Origin of the sequence: Streptomyces aureus (assembly GCF_001418135.1) — a bacterium.
Classification (GTDB): Bacteria; Actinomycetota; Actinomycetes; order Streptomycetales; family Streptomycetaceae; genus Streptomyces; species Streptomyces aureus_A.
Window position 1 is genome coordinate 12,730 of sequence record NZ_LIPQ01000487.1, and the last position, 23,961, is coordinate 36,690.

The 23,961-nt window shown below is 72.1% G+C and carries 18 protein-coding genes; 10 read left to right on the forward strand and 8 right to left on the reverse strand.

Features of this window, described 5'->3' with window-relative positions; all coding sequences use genetic code 11:
• Nucleotides 1–24: 24 nt before the first annotated feature.
• The 3 genes from AOK00_RS31645 to AOK00_RS31655 all read right to left on the reverse strand — a co-directional run bounded on the left by AOK00_RS31645 (nt 25) and on the right by AOK00_RS31655 (nt 4,649).
• Nucleotides 25–1,245 (reverse strand): branched-chain amino acid ABC transporter substrate-binding protein, encoded by a 1,221-nt coding sequence (locus AOK00_RS31645; protein ID WP_437441459.1) that lies wholly within the window; start codon nt 1,243–1,245, stop codon nt 25–27.
• Nucleotides 1,246–1,806: 561 nt separating this feature from the next.
• Nucleotides 1,807–2,301: a PaaI family thioesterase gene (locus tag AOK00_RS31650; protein ID WP_030325223.1), complete on the reverse strand. Its 495-nt coding sequence runs from the start codon at nt 2,299–2,301 to the stop codon at nt 1,807–1,809.
• Nucleotides 2,302–2,366: 65 nt separating this feature from the next.
• Nucleotides 2,367–4,649 carry an FdhF/YdeP family oxidoreductase gene (locus AOK00_RS31655; protein ID WP_055603623.1) on the reverse strand — a complete coding sequence of 761 codons (2,283 nt, stop codon included), beginning with the start codon at nt 4,647–4,649 and terminating at the stop codon, nt 2,367–2,369.
• 134 nt (nt 4,650–4,783) lie between these two features.
• Between AOK00_RS31655 and polA the strand changes: the two genes are divergently transcribed.
• A complete protein-coding gene (polA, locus tag AOK00_RS31660; protein WP_055603624.1) occupies nt 4,784–7,495 on the forward strand; it encodes a DNA polymerase I in 2,712 nt (903 codons plus the stop codon).
• A gap of 104 nt (nt 7,496–7,599) precedes the next feature.
• On the opposite strand, the gene AOK00_RS31665 is transcribed toward polA, so the two are convergent.
• Nucleotides 7,600–8,499, reverse strand: coding sequence for a DUF4184 family protein (locus AOK00_RS31665; RefSeq protein WP_055603625.1), 900 nt, complete (start codon nt 8,497–8,499; stop codon nt 7,600–7,602).
• Between the two features lie 259 nt (nt 8,500–8,758).
• On the opposite strand from AOK00_RS31665, the gene AOK00_RS31670 reads away from it, so the two are divergent.
• From AOK00_RS31670 to AOK00_RS31675, 3 genes are all read left to right on the forward strand, one after another.
• Nucleotides 8,759–10,567 (forward strand): lytic transglycosylase domain-containing protein, encoded by a 1,809-nt coding sequence (locus AOK00_RS31670; protein WP_055603626.1) that lies wholly within the window; start codon nt 8,759–8,761, stop codon nt 10,565–10,567.
• Between the two features lie 282 nt (nt 10,568–10,849).
• The gene (locus AOK00_RS38750) at nt 10,850–10,990 is read left to right on the forward strand and encodes an SPW_0924 family protein (protein WP_106975930.1); all 141 of its coding nucleotides are present in this window, start codon (nt 10,850–10,852) and stop codon (nt 10,988–10,990) included.
• A gap of 9 nt (nt 10,991–10,999) precedes the next feature.
• Complete coding sequence (locus AOK00_RS31675; protein ID WP_055603627.1) at nt 11,000–11,980, forward strand: DUF3068 domain-containing protein; 981 nt, start codon at nt 11,000–11,002, stop codon at nt 11,978–11,980.
• Here the strand turns inward: AOK00_RS31675 and hrpB are convergent.
• Both hrpB and AOK00_RS31685 read right to left on the reverse strand, forming a co-directional pair.
• Nucleotides 11,964–14,636, reverse strand: a complete 2,673-nt coding sequence (gene hrpB, locus AOK00_RS31680; RefSeq protein ID WP_055603628.1) for an ATP-dependent helicase HrpB — start codon at nt 14,634–14,636, stop codon at nt 11,964–11,966. The genes AOK00_RS31675 and hrpB overlap by 17 nt on opposite strands.
• Before the next feature lie 81 nt (nt 14,637–14,717).
• Complete coding sequence (locus AOK00_RS31685; protein WP_055603629.1) at nt 14,718–15,557, reverse strand: class I SAM-dependent methyltransferase; 840 nt, start codon at nt 15,555–15,557, stop codon at nt 14,718–14,720.
• Between the two features lie 346 nt (nt 15,558–15,903).
• Between AOK00_RS31685 and rpsA the strand changes: the two genes are divergently transcribed.
• The 4 genes from rpsA to AOK00_RS31705 all read left to right on the forward strand — a co-directional run bounded on the left by rpsA (nt 15,904) and on the right by AOK00_RS31705 (nt 19,659).
• Nucleotides 15,904–17,418, forward strand: a complete 1,515-nt coding sequence (gene rpsA, locus AOK00_RS31690; protein WP_030325237.1) for a 30S ribosomal protein S1 — start codon at nt 15,904–15,906, stop codon at nt 17,416–17,418.
• A gap of 201 nt (nt 17,419–17,619) precedes the next feature.
• Complete coding sequence (locus tag AOK00_RS31695) at nt 17,620–18,558, forward strand: PAC2 family protein (protein WP_030325239.1); 939 nt, start codon at nt 17,620–17,622, stop codon at nt 18,556–18,558.
• A 31-nt stretch (nt 18,559–18,589) separates the two neighbouring features.
• The gene (gene coaE, locus AOK00_RS31700; RefSeq protein ID WP_055603630.1) at nt 18,590–19,192 is read left to right on the forward strand and encodes a dephospho-CoA kinase; all 603 of its coding nucleotides are present in this window, start codon (nt 18,590–18,592) and stop codon (nt 19,190–19,192) included.
• A gap of 50 nt (nt 19,193–19,242) precedes the next feature.
• Nucleotides 19,243–19,659 carry a tetratricopeptide repeat protein gene (locus AOK00_RS31705; protein WP_055603634.1) on the forward strand — a complete coding sequence of 139 codons (417 nt, stop codon included), beginning with the start codon at nt 19,243–19,245 and terminating at the stop codon, nt 19,657–19,659.
• Between the two features lie 4 nt (nt 19,660–19,663).
• Here the strand turns inward: AOK00_RS31705 and AOK00_RS31710 are convergent, their stop codons facing one another.
• A complete protein-coding gene (locus AOK00_RS31710; RefSeq protein WP_055603635.1) occupies nt 19,664–19,933 on the reverse strand; it encodes a DUF6343 family protein in 270 nt (89 codons plus the stop codon).
• Between the two features lie 75 nt (nt 19,934–20,008).
• Complete coding sequence (locus tag AOK00_RS31715) at nt 20,009–20,347, reverse strand: hypothetical protein (protein ID WP_055603631.1); 339 nt, start codon at nt 20,345–20,347, stop codon at nt 20,009–20,011.
• Between the two features lie 206 nt (nt 20,348–20,553).
• On the opposite strand from AOK00_RS31715, the gene AOK00_RS31720 reads away from it, so the two are divergent.
• Complete coding sequence (locus tag AOK00_RS31720) at nt 20,554–23,412, forward strand: DEAD/DEAH box helicase (RefSeq protein ID WP_055603632.1); 2,859 nt, start codon at nt 20,554–20,556, stop codon at nt 23,410–23,412.
• Nucleotides 23,409–23,961, forward strand: a 553-nt coding sequence (locus AOK00_RS31725) for an SWIM zinc finger family protein (RefSeq protein ID WP_173861694.1), incomplete at its 3' end; no start/stop codon positions are given. The genes AOK00_RS31720 and AOK00_RS31725, both read left to right, overlap by 4 nt.

Sequence of the window (23,961 nt, forward strand, 5' to 3'; positions counted from 1 at the left end):
GGTGCTGCGGAGCGGGGCTGTTGATCAGCCGCCGAAGGTGTCGGACTTGACCGGCTTGAACGCGCCGCCCTCGACCTTGTAGACCGTCAGCTGCTTGTTGGTGGTGTCACCGAACTCGTCGAAGGAGACCTTGCCGGTCACGCCCTCGAAGGAGACACCCTGCATGGCCTCGACGACCTTGGCGCGCTCGGGGGCCTTGCCGCCGTTGCCCTCGGCGGCCTTCTTGACGGCCTCGATGATCGCCCAGGTGGAGTCGTAGGCGTAGCCGCCGTAGGCCTCGTAGGCCTCCTTGTAGCCCTTGGCCTTGTAGTTGGCCAGGAACTCCTTGGCGGAGTCGAGGGACTCGATCGGCGCGCCGACCGAGGTGGCGATGTCGCCGTTGGTCGCGGCCGCGCCGCCGAGCTTCACGTACTCGGGGCTGTAGATCGCGTCGCCGCCGACGACGACGACCTTCGCGCCGGCTTCCTTGATCTGCTTGGCCAGCGGGCCGGCGGCCGGGTACTCGCCACCGTAGTAGACGACGTCGGCGCCGGAGCTCTTCACCTTGGTCGCGACCGCGGAGAAGTCCTTGGTGTCCGGGTTGATGTGCTCGGTGCCGAGGACCTTGCCGCCGAGCTTCTCGAACTCGCCCTTGAAGGTGCCCGCGAGGCCGGCGCCGTAGGTCTTCTTGTCGTCGATGATGAAGGCCTTGGTCTTCTTGGCCTCCTTGAAGACGTACTGCGCGGCGAACGGGCCCTGGATGGCGTCCGTGGTGGCGGTGCGGAAGTACGACTTGTAGGTGCGCTTCTTTTCGCCGGTGCTCCAGTTGATGCCCTGGCTCAGCGCGGGGTTGGTGTTGGCCGGGGAGACCTGCACCAGCTTGGCGTCGTCGAAGACCTTCTGCATCGACTCGGCGACGGAGGAGTTCAGCGGGCCGACGACGCCGAGGACGGACTTGTCGGCGACGAACTTGGTGGCGTTCTGCTGGCCGGCGGAGGGCTGGGCCTGGTCGTCCAGGGACTCCAGCTTGAAGGTCACGCCCTTGACGTAGGACTTCTCGTTGGCCGTCTTGACCGCGAGGTCGGCGGAGTTCTTGATGCCGAGGCCGAGGGCGGACAGCTCACCCGTGAGGGGCGCGTCGAGACCGATGGTCACGGTGACGTTGCCGCCGTCGCCGTTCTCGGCGGCGCCGCCCTTGTCGTCGCGCGAACCACAGGCGGTGAGGGTGAGTGCTCCCGCGGTGACCGCGGTGGTGAGTATGAGCATCGAACGGTTTCGCACGAAGGGTCCTTTCCCTGGCGCGGCCCCCTCGGATGAGGCGGTGCCGTGAAGCTGCGGAGCGAGGGGTGCCGTTTTGGAACGCCGGGCCGTACTGGGGTTGGTACAAGGCCGTGCAGTAGAACGCGCCCGGCGGCGCGGTGACTGGCGGTGACTCTAAGCGCAGGTGGGGAGGGTCGGGGAGCGCCGAGGTCAGGATGTGACTGTCTTGTTATGCCGACGGGGAAAGAGTGTGCGCGTGGGCTGGGAAAACCGGGACATTAGGGTCTGTAATGCGGTGTTCACATAGTGAGAACGTGCAGTTCCGCTAAGGGGCTTGAGCGATTCTTGGTACTGACGGTCCGCTCAGCGGACTCTCCGGATATCGGACAACGGCAGAAAGCTGAGCGGACGAACCAGCCCCTCCGCTTCGGTATGAGCCACACCTTGTGCACGTGACACAGCGTGACGATCGCGGGGGCGGGGGGTCGCTCGGAACGCCGAAGGGGCGGCACCCGCAGGTGCCGCCCCTTGGTCGTGCTTGGCTGGTCAGAGCCTGTGTGTCACCGCTCAGGCGTTCGAGGTGTCCGGAATGCTGGACGCGTCCTTCGCGGTGACCTCACGCAGCAGGCACGTCAGTCGCGCCGTGCACACCCGCTTCTCCTGCTCGTCGGTGATCACGATCTCGTACGTGGCCGTCGACCGCCCGCGGTGCACCGGCGTCGCCACACCGGTCACCAGACCGCTGCGCACCCCGCGGTGATGGGTGCAGTTCAGGTCGACGCCCACCGCGATCTTCGACACCCCGCCGTGCAGCATCGAGCCGATGGAGCCCAGCGTCTCCGCGAGCACCGCGGAGGCGCCGCCGTGCAGCAGACCGTACGGCTGGGTGTTGCCCTCCACGGGCATGGTGCCGACGACCCGCTCGGCGGAGGCCTCCAGGATCTGGACGCCCATCCGGTTGCCGAGGTGCCCGGCCGAGAAGAGCGCCGGGAGGTCGACACCCAGCGCCGCGTACTCGTCGAGGACCTCCTGCGGGAACTTCACGTGCTGCTGCTCACCCATGCCCGGCTCCGTTCTTTTCGTACGTCTTCGTACGGCTGGTCTTCCTGAGCTGCCTGAGCAAACGCTTAGGCGGAGGCGGATTCTTCCAGACGGACGATCACGGACTTGCTCGCGGGGGTGTTGCTGACGTCCGCCGTCGACTCCAGCGGCACGAGCACGTTCGTCTCCGGGTAGTAGGCCGCCGCGCACCCCCGGGACGTCGGGTAGTGCACCACCCGGAAGCCGGGCGCCCGCCGCTCGCTGCCGTCCGTCCACTCGCTCACCAGATCCGCGTACGCCCCGTCCGCGAAGCCCAGAGCCGCCGCGTCCTCGGGGTGGACCAGGACGACCCGGCGGCCCCCCTTGATGCCCCGGTAGCGGTCGTCGAGGCCGTAGATCGTGGTGTTGTACTGGTCGTGCGAGCGCAGCGTCTGCAGGAGGAGCCGCCCCGCCGGCACCCTCGGGTACTCCACGGGCGCCGCCGTGAAGTTCGCCTTGCCGGTCTTCGTGGGGAAGCGGCGCTCGTCGCGCGGTCCGTGCGGCAGCCGGAAGCCGCCCGGGTCCGCCGCGAGACGGGCGTTGAAGTCCTCGAAACCGGGCACCACGCGCCCGATGCGGTCCCGGATCGTGGCGTAGTCGGCCTCGAACTCCTCCCAGGGAGTGGCCGATCCGTCGCCGAGGACGGCGCGGGCCATCCTCGCCACGATCGCCGGCTCGGACAGCAGATGCGGGCTCGCGGGCGGCAGATTGCCCCGCGAGGCGTGCACCAGGCTCATCGAGTCCTCGACCGTCACGAACTGCTTGCCGCCCGCCTGCACGTCCTTGTCCGTACGGCCGAGGGTGGGCAGGATCAACGCGCGCGTGCCCGTCACGGCGTGCGAGCGGTTCAGCTTCGTCGAGACGTGGACGGTCAGCCGGGCCCGGCGCATCGCCGCCTCCGTCGCCTCCGTGTCGGGCGTCGCCCCCACGAAGTTGCCGCCCATCGCGAAGAACACCTTCGCCTCGCCGTCCCGCAGGGCCTGGATCGACCGGACCACGTCGAAGCCGTGGTGGCGCGGCGAGACGATCCCGAACTCCTTGTCCAGGGCGTCGAGGAAGGCGGGCGCGGGCCGTTCGAAGATCCCCATCGTGCGGTCGCCCTGCACGTTCGAATGGCCGCGCACCGGGCACACCCCCGCGCCCGGCCGGCCGATGTTCCCGCGCAGGAGAAGGAAGTTGACCACCTCGCGGATGGTCGGCACCGAGTGCTTGTGCTGGGTGAGGCCCATCGCCCAGCACACGACGGTCCGCTCCGAGGCGAGCACCATCTCCAGGGCCCGCTCGATCTCGGAACGGTCCAGACCGGTCGCGGCGAGCGTCTCGTCCCAGTCGGCCTCCCTGGCCGCCGCCGCGAACTCCTCGTACCCGTGGGTGTGTTCGCGGACGAACTCCTCGTCGACCGCCCCGGCCGTCTCCAGGACCAGTTTGTTCAGGAGCCGGAAGAGCGCCTGGTCGCCACCGATCCGGATCTGGAGGAAGAGATCGTTGAGCGCGGCGCCCTTGAGCATGCCCCGCGGGGTCTGCGGGTTCTTGAACCGCTCCAGACCCGCCTCGGGCAGCGGATTGACGGAGATGATCCTCGCGCCGCCCGCCTTGGCCTTCTCCAGGGCCGACAGCATGCGCGGATGGTTCGTCCCCGGGTTCTGCCCGGCCACGATGATCAGGTCCGCCCGGTGCAGGTCCTCCAGGGAGACGCTGCCCTTGCCGATGCCGATGGTCTCCGTCAGCGCCGACCCCGAGGACTCGTGGCACATGTTGGAGCAGTCCGGCAGGTTGTTCGTACCGAACTCGCGGGCGAAGAGCTGGAGCAGGAACGCCGCCTCGTTGCTCGTCCTCCCCGAGGTGTAGAAGAGCGCCTCGTCGGGGGAGGCGAGCGCCCGGAGCTCCTCCGCCAGGATCGCGAAGGCCCGCTCCCAGGTCACCGGCTCGTACCGGTCGCCGCCCTCCGGCAGCAGCATCGGCTGGGTGATCCGGCCCTGCTGGCCCAGCCAGTACCCGCTGCGGGTCGCCAGGTCCGCCAGCGGGTGCGCGGCGAAGAACTCCGGGGTCACCCGGCGCAGCGTCGCCTCCTCGGCGACCGCCTTCGCGCCGTTCTCGCAGAACTCCGCCACATGCCGCTTGTCCTCTTCGGGCCATGCGCAGCCGGGACAGTCGAAGCCGTCCTTCTGGTTGACCTTGAGCAGGGTCCGCGCGGTGCGCCGCAGCCCCATCTGTTCCTGGGCGATCCGCAGGGTGTGCCCGATGGCGGGCAGCCCGGCGGCGGCGTGCTGCGGCGGTGTGACCTGCGGTGCGTCCTGGACCGGGTCGCCGACCGGCGGCTTGCTGACCATCGCGCTCTCCCTTGAGCGGTAATCCTGCGGCGTACGTCTCCGATCCTGTCACGCGGCGGTGACGGCCAGGCACCCCGCCGGGGGCGACGGGAACGGTGGGCGGGATTGTCAGTCGTCCGTGGCAGGATCGTCGTGTGGCCGAGACAGCATCGAAGAACCCCGCAGACCCCCGCCCCCGCCTGCTCCTCATGGACGGGCACTCGCTCGCGTACCGGGCGTTCTTCGCGCTGCCCGCGGAGAACTTCACCACCGCGACCGGACAGCCGACGAACGCGATCTACGGGTTCGCCTCGATGCTGGCGAACACGCTGCGCGACGAGGCGCCCACGCACTTCGCGGTCGCCTTCGACGTGTCCCGCAAGACCTGGCGGTCCGAGGAGTTCCCGGAGTACAAGGCGAACCGTTCCAAGACCCCCGACGAGTTCAAGGGGCAGGTCGAGCTGATCGGCGAGCTCCTCGACGCGATGAACGCGCCGCGGTTCGCCGTCGACGGCTTCGAGGCCGACGACGTCATCGCGACCCTCGCCACCCAGGCCGAGGCCGCCGGCTTCGAGGTCCTGATCGTCACCGGCGACCGGGACTCCTTCCAGCTGGTCTCCGACCACACCACCGTGCTCTACCCGACCAAGGGCGTCTCCGAGCTCACCCGCTTCACCCCGGAGAAGGTCCAGGAGAAGTACGGCCTCACGCCCTCGCAGTACCCCGACTTCGCGGCCCTGCGCGGCGACCCGTCGGACAACCTGCCCGGCATCCCCGGTGTCGGGGAGAAGACCGCCGCCAAGTGGATCAACCAGTTCGGCTCCTTCGACGAGCTCGTCGAGCGCGCCGAGGAGGTCAAGGGCAAGGCCGGCCAGAACTTCCGGGACCACCTGGAGTCCGTCAAGCTCAACCGCCGCCTGACCGCGATGGTCACGGACGTCGAGCTGCCGAAGGGCGTCACGGACCTCGCCCGCGAGCCGTACGACCGCGGGGCCGTCGCCCTCGTCCTCGACACCCTGGAGATCCGCAACCCCTCGCTGCGCGAGCGGCTCCTCGCCGTCGACCCGGGCGCCGCCGAGGACACCGCCCCGGCCCCGGAGGCGGGCGTCGAGATCGACGGCACCGTCCTCGGCGCCGGCGAGCTCGGCCCCTGGCTCGCCGAGCACGGCACCGAGCCCCTCGGCATCGCCACCGTCGACACCTGGGCCCTCGGCACGGGGAACGTCGGCGAGATCGCGCTCGCCGCCGCCGGAGGCGCCGCCGCGTGGTTCGAGCCGAGCGCGCTCGACGAGGCCGACGAGCAGGCCTGGGCCGCCTGGATCGCCGACCCCGACCGGCCGAAGGCCATGCACAACGCCAAGGGCGCCATGCGGGTCTTCCCCGAGCACGGCTGGAGCATCGCGGGCGTCACCATGGACACCGCCCTCGCCGCCTACCTCGTGAAGCCCGGCCGGCGTTCCTTCGCGCTCGACGCGCTCTCCGTCGAGTACCTCCACCGCGAGCTCGCCCCCGCGGCCGCCGCCGACGGCCAGCTCGCCTTCGGCGCCGACGACACCGCCGAGGCCGAGGCCCTCATGACCCAGGCGCGGGCCGTCCTCGACCTCGCCGTGGCCTTCGAGGAGAAGCTCGGAGAGGTCGGCGCCCGCGAGCTCCTGCACGACGTCGAGCTGCCCACCTCCGCCCTGCTCGCCCGCCTGGAGCGACACGGCATCGCCGCCGACCGCGACCACCTGGAGGCCATGGAGCAGCAGTTCGCAGGCGCGGTGCAGCAGGCCGTGAAGGAGGCGCACGCCTCCGTCGGCCACGAGTTCAACCTCGGCTCGCCCAAGCAGCTGCAGGAGGTCTTCTTCGGCGAGCTGAACCTGCCGAAGACCAAGAAGACCAAGACCGGGTACACCACGGACGCGGACGCGCTCGCCTGGCTGGCCGGCCAGACCGAGCACGACCTGCCGGTGATCATGCTCCGGCACCGCGAGCAGGCCCGGTTGCGCTCCACCGTCGAGGGCCTGATCAAGACGATCGCCGCCGACGGGCGCATCCACACCACCTTCAGCCAGACGGTGGCCGCCACCGGGCGCCTCTCCTCCACCGACCCCAACCTGCAGAACGTGCCGGTACGGACGGACGAGGGCCGCGCCATCCGGCACGGCTTCGTCGTCGGCGAGGGCTTCGAGGCCCTCATGACCGCCGACTACAGCCAGATCGAGCTGCGCGTCATGGCCCACCTCTCCGAGGACGAGGGCCTCATCGAGGCCTTCACCTCCGGCGAGGACCTCCACACCACCGTCGCCTCCCAGGTCTTCGGCGTCGAGCGGTCCGCCGTCGACGCCGAGATGCGCCGCAAGATCAAGGCCATGTCGTACGGCCTCGCCTACGGCCTCTCCGCCTTCGGCCTCTCGCAGCAGCTGAACATCGACCCGGGCGAGGCCCGTGGCCTGATGGACACCTACTTCGAGCGCTTCGGCGGGGTACGGGACTATCTGCGCCGGGTCGTCGACGAGGCCCGCGCCACCGGCTACACCGAGACCATGCTCGGCCGTCGGCGCTACCTGCCCGACCTGAACAGCGACAACCGCCAGCGCCGCGAGGCCGCCGAGCGGATGGCGCTCAACGCCCCGATCCAGGGCACGGCCGCCGACATCGTGAAGGTCGCCATGCTGGGTGTCGACCGGGCGCTGACCGAGGCGGGTCTCGCCTCCCGGATGCTCCTCCAGGTCCACGACGAAATCGTGCTCGAACTCGCCCCCGGCGAGCGCGAGCAGGTCGAGGCCCTGGTCCGCGAACAGATGTCGGCCGCGGCCGACCTGCGCGCGCCCCTGGACGTCTCGGTGGGCGTGGGCCACGACTGGGACTCGGCGGCGCACTGACCCACCACGGCAGGTGGGCGCCACAGTGCCCCCTGCCCGACCTGGGCCCTGTCGTCACACTCCCGTGCGCCCTTCGGGTGACGACGGGAGCTGGACGGCCGGGCCTAGGTCTCGGCGCCCGACTCCACCTCACACGTGCGGCGGTCCCCTCCCTGCGGCTCCGGGGAAGGGGGCGTCGGAACCTCCGGGCGCGGAGAGGGCGACGCCCACAGAAGCCGTGCCCCCGCCCCGTACAGCACGAGCCCGACGACGAGCCCCGCGCCGGCCCCGAAGCAGGCCGTCGGAATGACGTCCAGGGGTGTCTCGATCCGGCCCCAGCCCCAGTACGCGGCCCAGCGCAGCACCCGGTGGGCCATCCCCGCGAGGACGCAGCCGCCGATGAGTCCGGCCGCGAGCAGCCGCCCGCGCTGGCCCGGGACCCGTACCCCGGTCGGCAGCTCCACGCCCGCGGCGGAGCGGAGCGCCCGCGCCGTGAACCAGACCAGGATTCCGAGCGCCAGCGCCGAACCCCCGTACTGCGCGTAGAGATAGACGGGGAACCCGGCCACGACGTCACCGAGGAACGGCAGCGTCCGGGTGCCCCAGCGGTCGAGGTGGGTGAAGGAGTCCCACACGACGTGGGTCGTCGAACCGACGGCCGCGGAGAGGCCGAACCACCCGGCGAGCACGGCCGGGTGCCGGTCGCGCCAGACCTCGCCCCGGACGAACCCGTACACCCGCTCGCGCCACCGGGCGGGCAGCAGCGCGACGAGCGGCTCACGGACGGTCAGCCACAGGGTCACCAGCACGGCGGTGATCAGGACATCGGCCGTGACGATCCCGACGGGGGAGTGGGTGACGTCCCCGAAGACCATCGCCCCGGGGAACGCCGTCGCCGCGAAATAGGTCATGTCGGGCGCGAAGGAGCCCGCGACGAGAGCGGACGCGACCAGCGGTCCGCGCGCGGTCCCGTTCCGCCGCAGTCCGGGCAGCACGGCAGCGGCATGGCTCAGCGTGAACGGCAACGGGTCTTCCCCCAGGTTCCGGTGACGACGGCCGCAGTACATCATCGGCCGCAGTGCAAGAGGTGTTCGACCCTCCGGCCGGTTCCCGTTCCGGTCGCTCTCCGCGTCCGGCGGGGGAGGTCGTCAGGCGGCCGAGAGGTGACGAAAGCGTGAAACACGGTCAGGCGCCGGTGTCCGGTGGACGGGAGTTGGCATAGGGTCGCCGGAGGTCTCGCGCGGGGAGCACGGGACCTCAGTCGAGGGGGAAGGGACCACGGACATGTCAGCGCACTTGGGCCGCAGGCTGCGCAAGGGGGCCACCAGCGGTGCGGTGGTGGCCGCGGCGGTCGCCGCGCTCGCCGCCTCACAGGCGCCGGAGATGACCCCGCCGCCCACCGACAACGCCGGTGGAGACCGGGCCATCGGCGCCGGGGACGCCGCGCCGCCGTCCGGCGACGGCTCCGCCACCGGCAACTCGCCGTACTACACGGAACTGCCGCCGCTGAACACGCCGAACAAGCCCGGGGTGCCCCCCGTCAAGCTGCCGGTGATCACCGGGCCCGCCCAGGCCGGCATACCCGCGTCCGTGCTCGCCGCCTACCAGCGCGCCGAGCAGTCGATCCGTTCGACCGCCCCCGGCTGCAACCTGCCCTGGCAGCTGCTCGCCGGCATCGGCAAGGTCGAGTCCGGCCAGGCGCGCGGCGGCCAGGTCGACGCGAACGGCACCACGCTCTCGCCGATCCTCGGCCCCGTCCTCAACGGCGTCGGATTCGCCAACATCTCGGACACCGACGACGGCGCCTTCGACGGTGACCGCACCCACGACCGCGCCGTCGGCCCGATGCAGTTCATCCCGTCCACCTGGGCCACCTGGGGCCAGGACGCGAACAGCGACGGGAAGAAGGACCCCAACAACATCTACGACGCCGCGCAGGCCGCCGGTCTCTACCTCTGCGCCAACGACCGCAACCTCGCGCTCCAGGCCGACCTCGACCGGGCGATCCTCAGCTACAACCGCTCGACGGAGTACCTGAACACGGTCATGTCGTGGTTCGAGTACTACCAGCGCGGCACCCACCAGGTCCCGGACGGCACGGGTGTGCTGCCGGTCGACCGCAGCGACGGCCGGGGCCAGGACAACCGCCCCCTCCCCACGTCGCCTCTCTCACCCGCCCCGACGACCCCCGGCCCGAAGCCCTCCGAGACGGGCGGGCCGAAGCCCGGTCCGACGAAGCCGGGCGGGCCTTCGGACGTCACCACGCCGCCGACGAAGCCCACCCCGCCGGTGAAGCCCCCGGTCACGCCGCCGACGAAGCCGCCCGTTCCGCCGGTCGTGCCGCCCGCCGTCAAGGTCGCGCGCCTCGCGGTCGTCTCCTCCGGCCCGCTCACCGCGACCACCGAGAGCGCCTTCACCAAGGCCCCGACGGTCGCGGCGCTCGACGCCGCGGGCGCGCCGGTCACCGGTGTGAGCATCCGCTTCGAGATCACCGGCACCACCGACACCCGCTTCTCCGGCGGCGTGACGACCGCGACCGTCACCACGGGCTCGGCCGGCATCGCCGCCGCCCCCACCCTGCGGGCGGGCGAGAAGACCGGGTCGTTCACGGTCAGGGCCACCGTCGTGGGCCGCGGCATGGACGCGACCGTGTTCACCGCGACCGTCACCGAACGACAGGCGGACGCCCTCGCCCGGGTCGGCGGCGACCCGCTGTCGGCCACCACCGGCACCACCTTCGGCCAGTCCGTACAGGTGAAGGCCACCGACAAGGGCGCCCTCGCCCCCGGTGTGCTCGTCACCGCCGTGATCGCCGACTCCACGGGCACCAAGGAGAGCGTCGACGGCCCGTCCTTCAAGGACGGGGTCCGTACGCTCGTCCTGAAGACGGACGAGAACGGCCTGATCTCCCTGCCGGCGATCCTCGCGGGCGACAAGGCCGGCGCGTACGTGCTCCGCCTCACCGCGCCCGGAGGCGGCGTCACGGAGATCAAGCTGACGGTCGACGCGCCCACCGCGACCCCGAGCCCGACCCCGGAGCCGACCTCCTCCGGCACCGGCTCGCCCGAGGCCTCCCCCTCTCCCTCGGCCTGACCCACCCGCGCATCCTTCTCCTCCCCCGCGCCGCTCCGCCGCCCCCACCGGGCGGGGGAGCGGCGCTTCGCGTTCCCCAGACGGGCGAGGGGTCTTTCCGGGTCGCCGGGGCGGAGGTGCGGCCTTCCGGGTTACCGGCGCGGGGGCGGCCTTTCGGGTCGCCGGGGCGGGGCGGCATCGGGTTCCCCGGGCAGGGCGGTGCAACGTGTTCTCATCTCGCGGTCGCGTTGCTACGGTGCCCCCGCCCTGACGACCTATCAGATCGCACTCGGGAGGCCGACCATGCGTGCCCTCGTCGCCGCCGCCATCGGACTCGCCCCAGTCCTCCTCTTCATCCTCCTCGTCTCCGTGGTCGATCTGCCGCCCGACGGGCCCACCTCTCCCAAGCCCCTGCTGACCGCCGATCCCGGCCCCAAGAAGTAGGGGGCGACCGTGCGCCGCCGAGCCAGCCTCGTCCTCCTCGCCCTCGCCGTCTTCTGCGTCGCGATGGCCCCGACCCTGCGCTGGTACGCCTTCCCCCGCCTGGCGAAGATCCCGCCGAACCAGTACCAGGAGACCGTCCTGGAGGCGCAGCCCGCGACCCTGCTCAACTACTCCACCCTCAAGGCGGAGAAGGTCGACAAGATCACGATCATCCAGACCCTCAAGGGCAACGTGGAGGAGTCGCGGCGCATCGAACGCGACGCCGGGCGGGACGTCGTCGTCTGGGACGCCCTCGCCTACATCACGGGCCCCGACGGAAAGATGGTCTCCAAGGTCCCCGAGCGGTACATCTTCGACGCCCACACCCAGGACCCCGTCAACGCCACCGGCGAATCCGTCGACGGCGACCCGGTCCGGCGCGAGGGCATCGAGTTCAAGTGGCCCTTCCTCACCGAGAAGCGGGACTACCAGTACTTCGACGCCCAGACCCGCACCTCGTCCCCCATCCACTACAAGGGCACCCGCACCTTCCGGGGCATGGAGGTCTACTACTTCGAGCAGACCATCCCCTGGACCAAGGTCCCCATGCCCAAGGCCATGCCGGTCAAGATCCCCCCGGAGGTCATCGCCCAATCCGGACTCACCCGCTGGTACACCACCAAGCGGATGTTCTGGATCGAGCCCGTCACCGGCGCCCCCGTCAACGGCGAGGAGATCCACAAGGAGGAGCTCCGCAACGCCAAGGCGCTGATGGGCGTCGACACCCTCACCGTCTTCGAGGGTCATGTGAAGATGCGCGAGGACTACATCGAGAGCGTCGGCGAGATGGTCGCCTCGAACCGCCTCACGGTCCTCCTCCTCGTCTCCTACGTCCCCTGGAGCCTGACCTTCCTCGCACTGCTCCTCCTCGCCCTCGCGCTCTGGCTGGAGGCCCGCTCCCGCCGTCCGGCAACGGAACCCGCCGCCGCACCGGTCACGTCTCCCGTCTGAGCCGCGCGCTCGTGAACCGGGTCGCCTCCGCCGCGGAGGGGTCCTCGGGCCACGGATGCTTCGGGTACCGCCCTCTCAGCTCCGCCCGCACGGACCGGTAGCCGTCCCGCCAGAACGACGCCAGGTCGGCGGTGACAGCCGCCGGCCGCCCGGCCGGGGAGAGGAGGTGGACGAGCACCGGGACCCCCGCCACCCGAGGAGTCTCAGCGAGCCCGAACATCTCCTGGAGCTTCACGGCGAGCACCGGCCGCTCCGCGCCGTATTCGACCCGGATCCTCGACCCGCTGGGCACCTCGATCCGCTCGGGCGCCAGCTCCCCCAGCCGGCCCGCCTCGCCCGACGCCCACGGCAACAGCCGCCGCAGGGCCTCACCGGCGTCGATCCGCCCCAGGTCGGCGCGCCGCGCGGCCCGCGACAGCTCCGGCTCCAGCCACTCCCCGGCCCGCTCGACCAGCGCCTCGTCCGCCACGTCCGGCCAGGGTTCCCCCACCTCACGGTGCAGGAAGGCGAGCCGGGCGCGCAGCTCCCCGGCCTCCCGGCTCCACCGCAGCAGCCCGGGCCCCTCGCGCCGCAGCCCGTCGAGCAGCGCCTCCCGCACGAGCGCGGGATCCGCCTTCGCCCCCAGCGGCCGGACCGTCAGCTCGACCGCGCCGAGCCGGTCCACCGACCGCGCGACCACGTCCCCGTCCTCCCAGCGGACCTCCTCGCCGGTGGACCGCAGATGCCCGGCCGCCCGCCCCGCCATGTCCTCGTCCACCACGGCCGCCAGCCGCACCCGCGCCGTCGCGTCCCGAGCCGTACGGTCCGCCACCGCCACGGCCAGCCACGGGGTGGCCCGCAGCCCGGAACCCTCACCGAGCCGGGCACCGCTCCCCGACACCATCAGATAGCCGCCCTGCTCCCGCGCCCTCGCCACCCGCTCGGGAAAGGCGAGCGCCGTCACCAGACCGGCCACCGCGTCGTCCCCGGTCGCGGGCCCCGCCGAAGCCCCGGCGACAGCGGGCCCCGCCGATACCCCGGCGACAGCGAGGTGCGCCGAAGCCCCCGAACTCGCCGAGGGTGCCGAAGTCGCCGAAGCCCCCGAACGTGCCGAAGTCGCCGAAGCCCCCGAGGCGCCACCGCCCACCGCCTCCGTCGCCGACCGCTCCAGTCGGCGGGCCTCCGCCTTCCAGCGGGCGCCGTACCCGTCGGCACCCCGGCGGGCGGTGCGCCAGGCCGCCGCCAGGTCGTCCCCGTAGTCGCGCGGCGGCTCCTCGCTGAGCAGCGCCACCACCTCCGCCGCCCGCCGCACCCCGACCTCCGGCGCACCGTCCAGGAGCGCGCGGCCGAGCCGGGGATGGAGACCGAGCCGGGACATCCGTACCCCGCGGTCGGTGGCCCGCCCCGCTCCGTCCACGGCTCCGATCGAGCCGAGGACCGAACGGGCCGCCGCCATCGCCCCGGCGGGCGGCACGTCGAGGAGCGCGAGCCCCTCCGCCGTCGGGTCGCCCCAGCAGGCCGCCCGCAGGGCGAAGTCCGCCAGGTCGGCGACCTTGATCTCCGGCGACGGGAAACGCGGCCTGCCCCCGTCGTTCGCCTCCGCCCAGCAGCGGTAGACGATCCCGAAGGCCTCACGGCCCGCCCGGCCCATGCGCTGGGTCGCGGTCGCCTCCGAGACCGTCACCGTCGCCAGCGAGCCAAGACCGCGGGCGTGGTCCATACGCGGTTCACGGGCCAGTCCCGAGTCCACGACGATCCGCACCCCCGGCACCGTCAGGCTGGACTCCGCCACCGAGGTCGCGAGCACCACCCGCCGCCGCCCACCCGGCTCCGTACCGCGCAGCACCGCGTCCTGCACCGCCGCCGGCGCCCGCCCGTGCAGCTGGAGCACCTCCGCGTCGACATCGGCCAGCATCCCGGCCGTCCGGGCGATCTCCCCCGTGCCCGGAAGGAAACAGAGGACGTCCCCCTCGTGGCGCTCCAGCGCGAGCCGGACGGTCGCGGCGACGTGCCGAAGCAGCGCCGGATCCACCCAGGTGCCGTGGGCCGGCCGGATGCCCGACGGCGGCGCCTCGAAGAAGACCCGGCAGCCGTGCCCCTCGCCCCTGCTCCACACCACCGGCGCGGGCCCGCCGCCGTCCAGGACCGTCAGGAGATCCGCCCAGGCCGCGGCGTCGCTCGTCGCCGACGCGGCGATCAGCCTCAGCTCCGGCCGCAGGGTGGCCCGCACGTCCACGAGGAAGGCCATCGCCGTGTCGGCGTCCAGATGCCGCTCGTGGCACTCGTCGAGCAGCACCACGTCGACACCCGCCAGCTCCGGATCGCGCTGGAGGCGCTGGAGCAGAATGCCCGTGGTCACCACTTCGACCCGCGTCGAGGGGCCGGTGCGCCGCTCGCCGCGCACCGAGAAGCCGACCGTGCCGCCGGCCTCCTCGCCGAGCAGCCACGCCATCCGCCGGGCCGCCGCCCGCACCGCCATCCGCCGCGGTTCGGCCACCAGGACCCGACGCCGCGGTCCCTCTCCTATGAGACCCGCGAGCGCGAGCGGCACCAGCGTCGTCTTGCCGGTGCCGGGAGGCGCGGACAACACGGCCGTACCGCGCCGGTCGAGCGCGGCGAGCAGCTCGGGGACGGAATGGCGGACGGGGAGACGGTCGAGTGCGTCGTTTCGGATCACGCACTCAGTCTCGTACGCGACGCGAAAAAGGTGGGCCCCGTTGTCCACAGGACCCACCTGTTCATAGGAAAATCGGTGTCGCTACTCCGTGCGCTCGCAGACGAAGATCGCCGTGCCCGGGATCAGATTCCCCCGCAGCGGGGACCAGCCGCCCCACTCCTGGCTGTTCCACTCCGGCCACTCCGGCTCGACCAGGTCGAGCAGGTGGAAGCCGCCGGCCACCACGTCCCGCACCCGGTCGCCGATCGTCCGGTGGTGCTCCACGTACACCGCCCGCCCCTGCTCGTCCTGCTCCACATAAGGGGTGCGGTCGAAATAGGAGGCCGCGATCGAGAGGCCCTCGGGGCCGGGCTCGTCCGGGAACGCCCAGCGGATCGGATGCGTCACCGAGAAGACCCACCGGCCGCCGGGCCGCAGCACCCGCCGCACCTCCCGGAACACCTTCACCGGGTCGGCGACGAACGGCACCGCGCCGTACGCCGAGCACGCCAGGTCGAAGGAGCCGTCCTTGAAGGGCAGGGCCCCGGCGTCGGCCTCCACCAGCGGCACGTCCCCGCCGATCCGCAGGGCGTGCTGGAGCTGGCGGTGCGAGAGGTCGAGGGCCACCGGCCGCGCCCCCTGCGCCGCCAGCCAGCGCGAGCACTGCGCCGCGCCCGCCCCGATCTCCAGAACGTCGAGGCCCTTCAGCGAGGCGGCCGGCCCGAGGAGCCCGGCCTCGGCCTCGTCGAGCCCCTCCGGGCCCCAGACGAACCGGTCGTCGCCCAGGAACGATCCGTGATCGTTCTGGTACTCGTCGGCGTTCCTGTCCCACCAGCCGCGGCTCGCCCGGCTGCTCTCCGCGTCCCCCGCGTCACGCCGGGTCGCCTCGGCCTCCTCCTCGGCCGAGTCGGAGGGGACTTCGTGTTCGTACTCTTGGTTCATCTCGCCCGCCGATGTAGTTTGCGCTCAGTGCCGCTGTGCGCGGATCCCGCCGATGAGGCGTGGAAGGACACAAGTTGGTGCCGGAGTTGAGGGGATCTGCCCCGGGTGCGCGCTTCGCGCATTGACCCTGTCCGGCCGCCCCCGTATGCTAAAGGTTGCGCTGCGGGCCTGCGCGCCTCAGACGGAGCAGGCCGCGCTCGTACCTGTTGTATGTCCCCTCGGTTTTCGAGGCTCCTCCCGTTCGCGGGAAGGGGGCCTCATTGGCTGTCCGGCTTCTTGGTGCGATACGGGCTCTCGGCGTAGCAGTACCTACGACTTTCTGTCCGTAACCGGAGCCCTTTCCCACATGACGAGCAGCACCGAGACCACCGCCACCAGCACCACCCCGCAGGTTGCGGTCAACGACATCGGTAACGAGGAAGCCTTCCTCGCCGCGATCGACGAGACGATCAAGTACTTCAACGACGGCGACATCGTCGACGGCGTCATCGTGAAGGTCGACCGGGACGAGGTCCTGCTCGACATCGGTTACAAGACCGAAGGTGTCATCCCGAGCCGCGAGCTCTCGATCAAGCACGACGTCGACCCGAACGAGGTCGTCAAGGTCGGCGACGAGATCGAGGCCCTGGTTCTCCAGAAGGAGGACAAGGAAGGCCGCCTGATCCTCTCGAAGAAGCGTGCCCAGTACGAGCGCGCCTGGGGCACCATCGAGAAGATCAAGGAAGAGGACGGCATCGTCACCGGTACCGTCATCGAGGTCGTCAAGGGTGGTCTCATCCTCGACATCGGCCTCCGTGGCTTCCTGCCGGCCTCCCTCGTCGAGATGCGTCGCGTCCGCGACCTCCAGCCCTACGTGGGCAAGGAGCTCGAGGCGAAGATCATCGAGCTGGACAAGAACCGCAACAACGTGGTCCTGTCCCGCCGTGCCTGGCTGGAGCAGACCCAGTCCGAGGTTCGCCAGACCTTCCTCACGACCCTCCAGAAGGGTCAGGTCCGCTCCGGCGTCGTGTCCTCGATCGTCAACTTCGGTGCCTTCGTGGACCTGGGTGGCGTCGACGGCCTCGTGCACGTCTCCGAGCTCTCCTGGAAGCACATCGACCACCCCTCCGAGGTTGTCGAGGTCGGCCAGGAGGTCACCGTCGAGGTTCTCGACGTCGACATGGACCGCGAGCGTGTCTCCCTGTCGCTGAAGGCGACGCAGGAGGACCCGTGGCAGCAGTTCGCCCGGACCCACCAGATCGGTCAGGTCGTCCCGGGTAAGGTCACCAAGCTGGTTCCGTTCGGTGCGTTCGTCCGCGTGGACGAGGGCATCGAGGGTCTGGTCCACATCTCCGAGCTGGCCGAGCGCCACGTGGAGATCCCGGAGCAGGTCGTCCAGGTCAACGACGAGATCTTCGTCAAGGTCATCGACATCGACCTCGAGCGTCGTCGCATCAGCCTCTCGCTGAAGCAGGCCAACGAGTCCTTCGGTGCCGACCCGGCCTCGGTCGAGTTCGACCCGACCCTGTACGGCATGGCCGCGTCCTACGACGACCAGGGCAACTACATCTACCCCGAGGGCTTCGACCCCGAGACCAACGACTGGCTCGAGGGCTTCGAGACCCAGCGCGAGGCCTGGGAGACCCAGTACGCCGAGGCGCAGGCTCGTTTCGAGCAGCACCAGGCTCAGGTCATCAAGTCCCGCGAGGCCGACGAGGCCGCCGCTGCCGAGGGCGCTGCCGCCCCGGCCGCCGGTGGCAACGCCGGTGCGGGCATCTCGGGTGGTTCGTACTCCTCGGAGTCGGACGACAACTCCGGCGCCCTGGCGTCGGACGAGGCGCTCGCCGCCCTCCGCGAGAAGCTCGCCGGCGGCCAGAGCTGAACAGGCTCTCCGCTGAGCGCTAGCCGCTAGCGAATCGAGGCCCGCTTCCCTTCGGGGGAGCGGGCCTCGGTCGTGCTCGGGGGCCTTCCGCGCCCCTCCTCCCCGCCCGAAGACCCACGCCCGTACGGAAGATCGCGCCGTACGGGAATGGCGTTGCCGCGCGAGACGTTTCCAGAGAGAACACGAGGAGGAGCGGTAATCGTGCTTGATCCCCAGGATTTGTACGAATGGGACGCCAAGGGCCTGGCTGTCGTCGACCTGGCACTGGCGCAGGAGTCGGCCGGGCTGGTCATGCTGTACCACTTCGACGGCTACATCGACGCGGGCGAGACCGGTGAGCAGATCATCGACGGCCTGCTCGACACCCTGCCCCACCAGCTCGTGGCCCGCTTCGACCACGACCGGCTCGTGGACTACCGCGCCCGTCGCCCGCTGCTGACCTTCCGGCGCGACCGCTGGACCGCGTACGAGACCCCGTCCATCGAGGTCCGCCTCGTCCAGGACGCCACCGGAGCCCCCTTCCTCGTCCTCTCCGGCCCGGAGCCGGACGTCGAGTGGGAGCGGTTCGCCGCCGCCGTCCGGCAGATCATCGAGCGCCTCGGCGTGCGCCTCTCCGTGAACTTCCACGGCATCCCCATGGGAGTGCCGCACACCCGGCCCGTCGGCCTCACCCCGCACGGCAGCCGTACCGACCTCATGCCGGGCCACCGCAGCCCCTTCGACGAGGCGCAGGTCCCCGGCAGCGCGGAGGCCCTCGTCGAGTACCGGCTCACCGAGTCCGGCCACGACACCCTCGGTGTCGCCGCGCACGTCCCGCACTACGTCGCCCGCTCCCCGTACCCGGACGCGGCGCTGACCGCGCTGGAGGCCGTGACGGCCGCCACCGGCCTGGTCCTCCCCGCGGTCGCGCACTCGCTGCGGACCGAGGCCCGTCGCACCCAGACCGAGATCGACCGCCAGATCGGCGAGGGCGACGAGGAGCTGGTCGCGCTCGTGCAGGGCCTTGAGCACCAGTACGACGCGGCGGCCGGCGCCGAGACGCGCGGCAGCCTGGTCGCCGAGCCCGTCGACCTGCCGTCGGCGGACGAGCTGGGCCGCGAGTTCGAGCGCTTCCTCGCCGAGCGGGAGGGTGACTCCTGACCCGCCCGGGGCAGGCCCTAAGCTGCCGCTCATGCTGAAGGTGGGCCTGACCGGCGGGATCGGCGCCGGCAAGAGCGAAGTGTCACGGCTGCTCGTCTCGTACGGAGCCGTGCTGATCGACGCGGACCGGATCGCCCGCGAGGTCGTCGAGCCCGGCACACCGGGGCTCGCGGCCGTCGTGGAGGCCTTCGGCGAGGACGTCCTCACCGCGGAGGGGACGCTCGACCGGCCGAAGCTCGGCTCCATCGTGTTCGCCGACCCGGACCGTCTCGCCGCCCTCAACGCCATCGTGCACCCGCTGGTCGGGGCCCGGTCGGCGGAGCTGGAGAGCCGGGCGGGCACGGGGGACGTCGTCGTCCACGACGTACCCCTGCTCACCGAGAACGGGCTGGCGCCGCTGTACGACCTGGTCGTGGTCGTCGACGCCTCCCCGGAGACCCAGCTCGACCGGCTCGTACGGCTCCGGGGCATGGCCGAGTCCGAGGCACGGGCCCGGATGTCGGCCCAGGCCACGCGTGCGCGGCGGCTGGCCGTCGCGGATCTCGTGATCGACAACGACGGGCCGCTCGACGCGCTCGAACCGCAGGTGCGGAAGGTCTGGGACGAGCTGGAGCGCCGCGCTTCGGTGGAATGAGGGTGCCGGGTCCGGTGTTCAACCACCGGATCGAGGGGAAGGATGCCATGGTGGCCGACAGAAACCCGGAAACGCACGTCATCGACTTCCGCGCAGCCGAGCATCTGCTGGCCGCGCGGGACCCTCGTGGCGCCGTGAAGCTCCTGGACTCGGTGATCGCCGCCCATCCCGAGAACACGGCGGCGCGCCTGCTGCGGGCCCGGGCCTTCTTCGCGGCCGCGCAGCTGCGACCCGCTCAGCTGGAGTTCGAGCTGGTCCTGGAGCGCGAGCCGGACAACGCGTTCGCGCACTTCGCCCTCGCCCGCACCTTCGAGCGCTCCGGCCTGACCGCCCAGGCCACCCGGCACTTCCGCCTCGCGGCGGCGCTCGACCCGAAGCCGGAGTACCTCCAGGCGGCCGGGTTCGACTCGGAGAACAGGGAGAGCACGGAGAACCAGGAGCGGGATCACGGGAGCGGGGGAGCGTAGGCGCTCAGCGACCCGTGCCACCGTGATCCGGCTCGTACGGCGGGATGTTCCGGCCCGGCTGCCAGTGGGGGCCCTGGTGGATGTGGTGCACCACCATCGCCAGGTCGACCAGGACGACGAGGAACAGCACGCCGCAGGCCGCGGCCCATCCCGGCCGGCCGAGCAGCGAGAAGGCGGTCGTGCCGAAGGCGGCCCAGAGCAGTCCCCACAGGCCCAGCCAGAAGCGCATGCGCAGGGGACTGCGCGCGGTCGCCGGTTCGTTCCCGGAACGCATGACGGTCACCATCTCCCGTCCGAACCCCGAAGGGTACTTCCAGGATGGACCCTGTGGCGGGCCGGAGGGAACCGGCTAGTGGATGACGCTGTAGCTGCGCCACGGCAGGGCGCCCGGCGCGATCTGGTTGCTGGTGTTGGTGGCCAGGTAGATGTTGTGCTTCCCCGTGCAGTTGGGCGTCGGGAACAGCCTGATGTCGACCAGGGTGTTGTTCTCGACCCTGGTCACCCCTCGGGGGGCGAGGAGGCGGTGGCAGCCGTTCACCGAGGGGCTCGTCTCGGTCACCACGAACTCGCGCTCCGTCTCGTACGAGAGCGTGCCGACCATGGTGCGGCCCATGCTCGAACAGCCGGCGACGGCGAAGGTGAGCAGCACGGCCCCGGTGGCGGTCGTGAGACGCCGGCGAACGGACATGGCGGTTCCTCTTCTGTCGGAGTCCAGGTCGGTGTCCCGGCGGCACCTCGGGTGCACCCGGTTCAGGCCACCCTCGCGCCCCCGGAGGCCCGTGTCATCCGCTGCTGGGCCGCTCGGGCGAACCCCGCCTGGCGGCCGTTGTCAGACCCCCGCCGTAAGGTCGGAGATCCAGTCGACACCCGTCACCCGGGAAGGAGCGCGGAGCCGTGGCACACACCTGGACGACCAGCGCCGCCGTCTTCCTGCCGGCCGCCCTGCCCCGTGAGGGCCGGGTGGCCTTCTGGGCCCCCGACGGCGGTGTGCTGCCGGACCCGGCGGACAGCGGTGCGGAGCGCGTCGAGCTGACCGTCGCCCGGCGGCACGGCAGCGGCGCCCGGAGCCGGTCCGTCCCCGCACTGACCCTCCCGGTCGACGCCGCGCTGCCCCATCTCGTCGCGGCCCGCCACCATCCGGCCGCCCACCCCGCGACCGCCGGCTGGGGCGCCGCCGCCCTGCACGCCCTGCATCTGGTGGCCCGCGGCCGGATGCTGCCGGGTCTGACCGCCGACGACCTGGACGCCTGGCGGGCCGGCCCGCTGGACGCCGACGACATCGCCCATCTGCGGGCCGTCGCCGCGGCCCTGCCGTACGAGGCGCACGCCGTGCCCGTTCCCGGGCGCGGACCGCTGCGGCTGCCCGATCCCGAGGCGCTCGTGCGCGCCTTCCTCGACGCGGTCGCCGACATCCTGCCCAGGACCCCGGCCGCCGCCCACGCGGTGGGCGCGCCGTTCGCCGCCCGTGCGCCCCAGCATCTGCCCCGCGCGCGTGCGTGGGCCGCCGAGGCGGCGGCCGGGATGGACGCGGGCGTCCGGGTCTCCCTCCGTCTGGACTTCTCACCCTTCGAACTGTTCGACGCGCCCTCCGGCGCCGACGCCGACGGTGCCGGCCGGACCTCCCGCGGTGAGCGTCACGCGGCCGCCGCGCTCCTCCAGGTCCACAGCCTCGCCGACCCCACCCTCGTCATCGACGCCACGGCGCTCTGGGCGGGCGACGGCGAGCACTTCGGGCCCCGCGCCCGGATCGACGCGGTCCTCGCGCTGCGCCGGGCCGCCCGCGTCTGGCCCCCGCTCGCCCGGCTCCTGGAGCGGGACGTGCCCGACGTCCTCGCGGTCACCGAGGACGAGCTGTACGAACTCCTCGGCCCGGCCGCCGCCCGGCTCGCCGACGCCGGGGTCGCCGTCCACTGGCCGCGTGAGCTCGCCCGCTCCCTCAGCGCCTCCGCCGTCGTCAGCGCCCACGCCGCACCGGGCTCGGCGACCGACGGCACCGCGTTCTTCGACAGCGAGGAACTCCTGCGGTTCAACTGGCAGCTGGCACTCGACGGCGACCCGCTCACCGATCGGGAGATGGACCACCTCGCCGAGGCCCACCGGCCGATCGTGCGCCTCCGCGACCAGTGGGTCGTCGTCGACCCCGACCTCGTCCGCAAGGCACGCAAGCGGGAACTCGGGCTGCTCGAACCGGTCGACGCCCTCGCCGTCGCCCTCACCGGCACCGCGGAGGTGGACGGCGAGACCGTGCCCGCCGTCCCCGTGGGGGCGCTCGCCGCGCTCCGCGACCGGCTCCTCGCCGGACCCGAGGACGTGCAGGCCCCGCCCGGCCTCACCGCCACCCTCCGCGACTACCAGCTGCGCGGCCTCGCCTGGCTGGACCTGATGACCTCGCTCGGCCTCGGCGGCTGCCTCGCCGACGACATGGGCCTCGGCAAGACCGTCACCCTGATCGCTCTCCATCTGCGCCGTGCCCGGCGCGCCCCCACCCTCGTCGTCTGCCCGGCGTCGCTGCTCGGCAACTGGCAGCGGGAGGTGGGAAAGTTCGCCCCCGGCGTGCCCGTCCGGCGTTTCCACGGCGCCGAGCGCGACCTCGACGGCGCCGACGGCGGATTCGTCCTCACCACCTACGGCACCCTGCGCACGAGCGCCGCCGAACTGGCCGGTCGGGAGTGGGGGATGGTCGTCGCCGACGAGGCCCAGCACGTCAAGAACCCGTTCTCCGCGACGGCGAAGGCACTGCGCGAGATCCCCGCGCCCGCCCGGGTCGCCCTCACCGGCACCCCCGTGGAGAACAACCTCTCCGAACTCTGGGCGCTCCTCGACTGGACCACGCCCGGTCTCCTCGGCCCGCTCAAGGCCTTCCGCTCCCGGCACGCCCGCGCCGTCGAGAACCACGAGGAGATCGAGCACGAGGAGGCCGTCGAGCGGCTCGCCCGGCTCGTCCGGCCCTTCCTGCTGCGCCGCCGCAAGTCCGATCCCGGCATCGTTCCCGAGCTGCCGCCCAAGACGGAGTCCGACCACCCCGTCTCCCTCACCCGGGAGCAGGCCTCGCTGTACGAGGCGGTCGTCCGCGAGACCATGGCGCGGATCGAGGAGGCCGAGGGCATCGCCCGCCGGGGTCTCGTCATGAAGCTGCTGACCTCCCTCAAGCAGATCTGCAACCACCCCGCGCAGTACCTGAAGGAGGAGGCGCCACGCGGGAGCGGCACCGCGCGTCTCGCCGGCCGCTCGGGGAAGCTCGCCCTGCTCGACGAGCTCCTGGACACGATCCTCGCCGAGGACGGCTCGGTGCTCGTCTTCACCCAGTACGTCACGATGGCGCGGCTCCTCGCCGACCATCTGGCCGCGCGCGGCATCCAGGCCCAACTCCTCCACGGCGGCACCCCGGTGGCGGAGCGGGAGCGGATGGTCGACCGCTTCCAGGCCGGCGAGGTCCCCGTCTTCCTGCTCTCCCTCAAGGCCGCGGGCACCGGCCTCAACCTCACCCGGGCCGGCCATGTCGTCCACTACGACCGCTGGTGGAACCCGGCCGTCGAGGAGCAGGCCACCGACCGGGCCTACCGCATCGGGCAGACCCAGCCGGTGCAGGTCCACCGGCTCGTCGCCGAGGGCACCGTCGAGGACCGGATCGGCGAGATGCTCCGCGCCAAGCGGGCCCTGGCCGACGCCGTCCTGGGCTCCGGCGAGGCGGCCCTCACCGAACTGACCGACCGGGAGCTCGCCGACCTGGTGTCCCTGAGGAGGCCCTCGTGACCACCCCACGGGGCGCACGCGGAGCAGTGCCGCGCCACGACGACCGCCGCCGCAGCTTCCCGCAGGTCGCGCCCCGCGAGGCCCCCGACGGGCGGTTCGCCGCCACCTGGTGGGGCAACGCCTGGGTGGAGGCGCTGGAGGACACCGCCCTGGACCCGGCCCGCCTCGCCCGCGGCAAGGCGTACGCGGGGCGTGGCCATGTCGACGCGATCACCGTCACCCCCGGCCGGGTCGTCGCGTACGTCCATGGCAGCCGGCCTCGCCCGTACCGCACCGAGATCAGGATGCGGACCCTCGGTGACGACGGCTGGGAGCGGTTCCTCGACGAGGCCGCCGCCCGCCCCGACCACATCGCCGCCCTGCTCGACAAGGACGTGCCGCACGCCCTGGAGGCGGTCACCGGACTGCTGCCCGCACCGGGCGACCTGATTCCCGACTGCTCCTGCCCGGACGACGGTTACCCCTGCAAGCACGCGGCCGCCCTCTGCTACCAGGCCGCCCGGCTCCTCGACGAGGATCCCTTCGTCCTCTTCCTGATGCGCGGCCGCG

Coding starts and splice junctions, on each gene's coding strand:
- AOK00_RS31645 (WP_437441459.1), bottom strand. CDS start 1,245: ATGCTCATACTCACCACCGCGGTCACCGCGGGAGCACTCACCCTCACC.
- AOK00_RS31650 (WP_030325223.1), bottom strand. CDS start 2,301: ATGGGTGAGCAGCAGCACGTGAAGTTCCCGCAGGAGGTCCTCGACGAG.
- AOK00_RS31655 (WP_055603623.1), bottom strand. CDS start 4,649: ATGGTCAGCAAGCCGCCGGTCGGCGACCCGGTCCAGGACGCACCGCAG.
- AOK00_RS31670 (WP_055603626.1), top strand. CDS start 8,759: ATGTCAGCGCACTTGGGCCGCAGGCTGCGCAAGGGGGCCACCAGCGGT.
- AOK00_RS38750 (WP_106975930.1), top strand. CDS start 10,850: ATGCGTGCCCTCGTCGCCGCCGCCATCGGACTCGCCCCAGTCCTCCTC.
- AOK00_RS31685 (WP_055603629.1), bottom strand. CDS start 15,557: ATGAACCAAGAGTACGAACACGAAGTCCCCTCCGACTCGGCCGAGGAG.
- rpsA (WP_030325237.1), top strand. CDS start 15,904: ATGACGAGCAGCACCGAGACCACCGCCACCAGCACCACCCCGCAGGTT.
- coaE (WP_055603630.1), top strand. CDS start 18,590: ATGCTGAAGGTGGGCCTGACCGGCGGGATCGGCGCCGGCAAGAGCGAA.
- AOK00_RS31710 (WP_055603635.1), bottom strand. CDS start 19,933: ATGCGTTCCGGGAACGAACCGGCGACCGCGCGCAGTCCCCTGCGCATG.
- AOK00_RS31715 (WP_055603631.1), bottom strand. CDS start 20,347: ATGTCCGTTCGCCGGCGTCTCACGACCGCCACCGGGGCCGTGCTGCTC.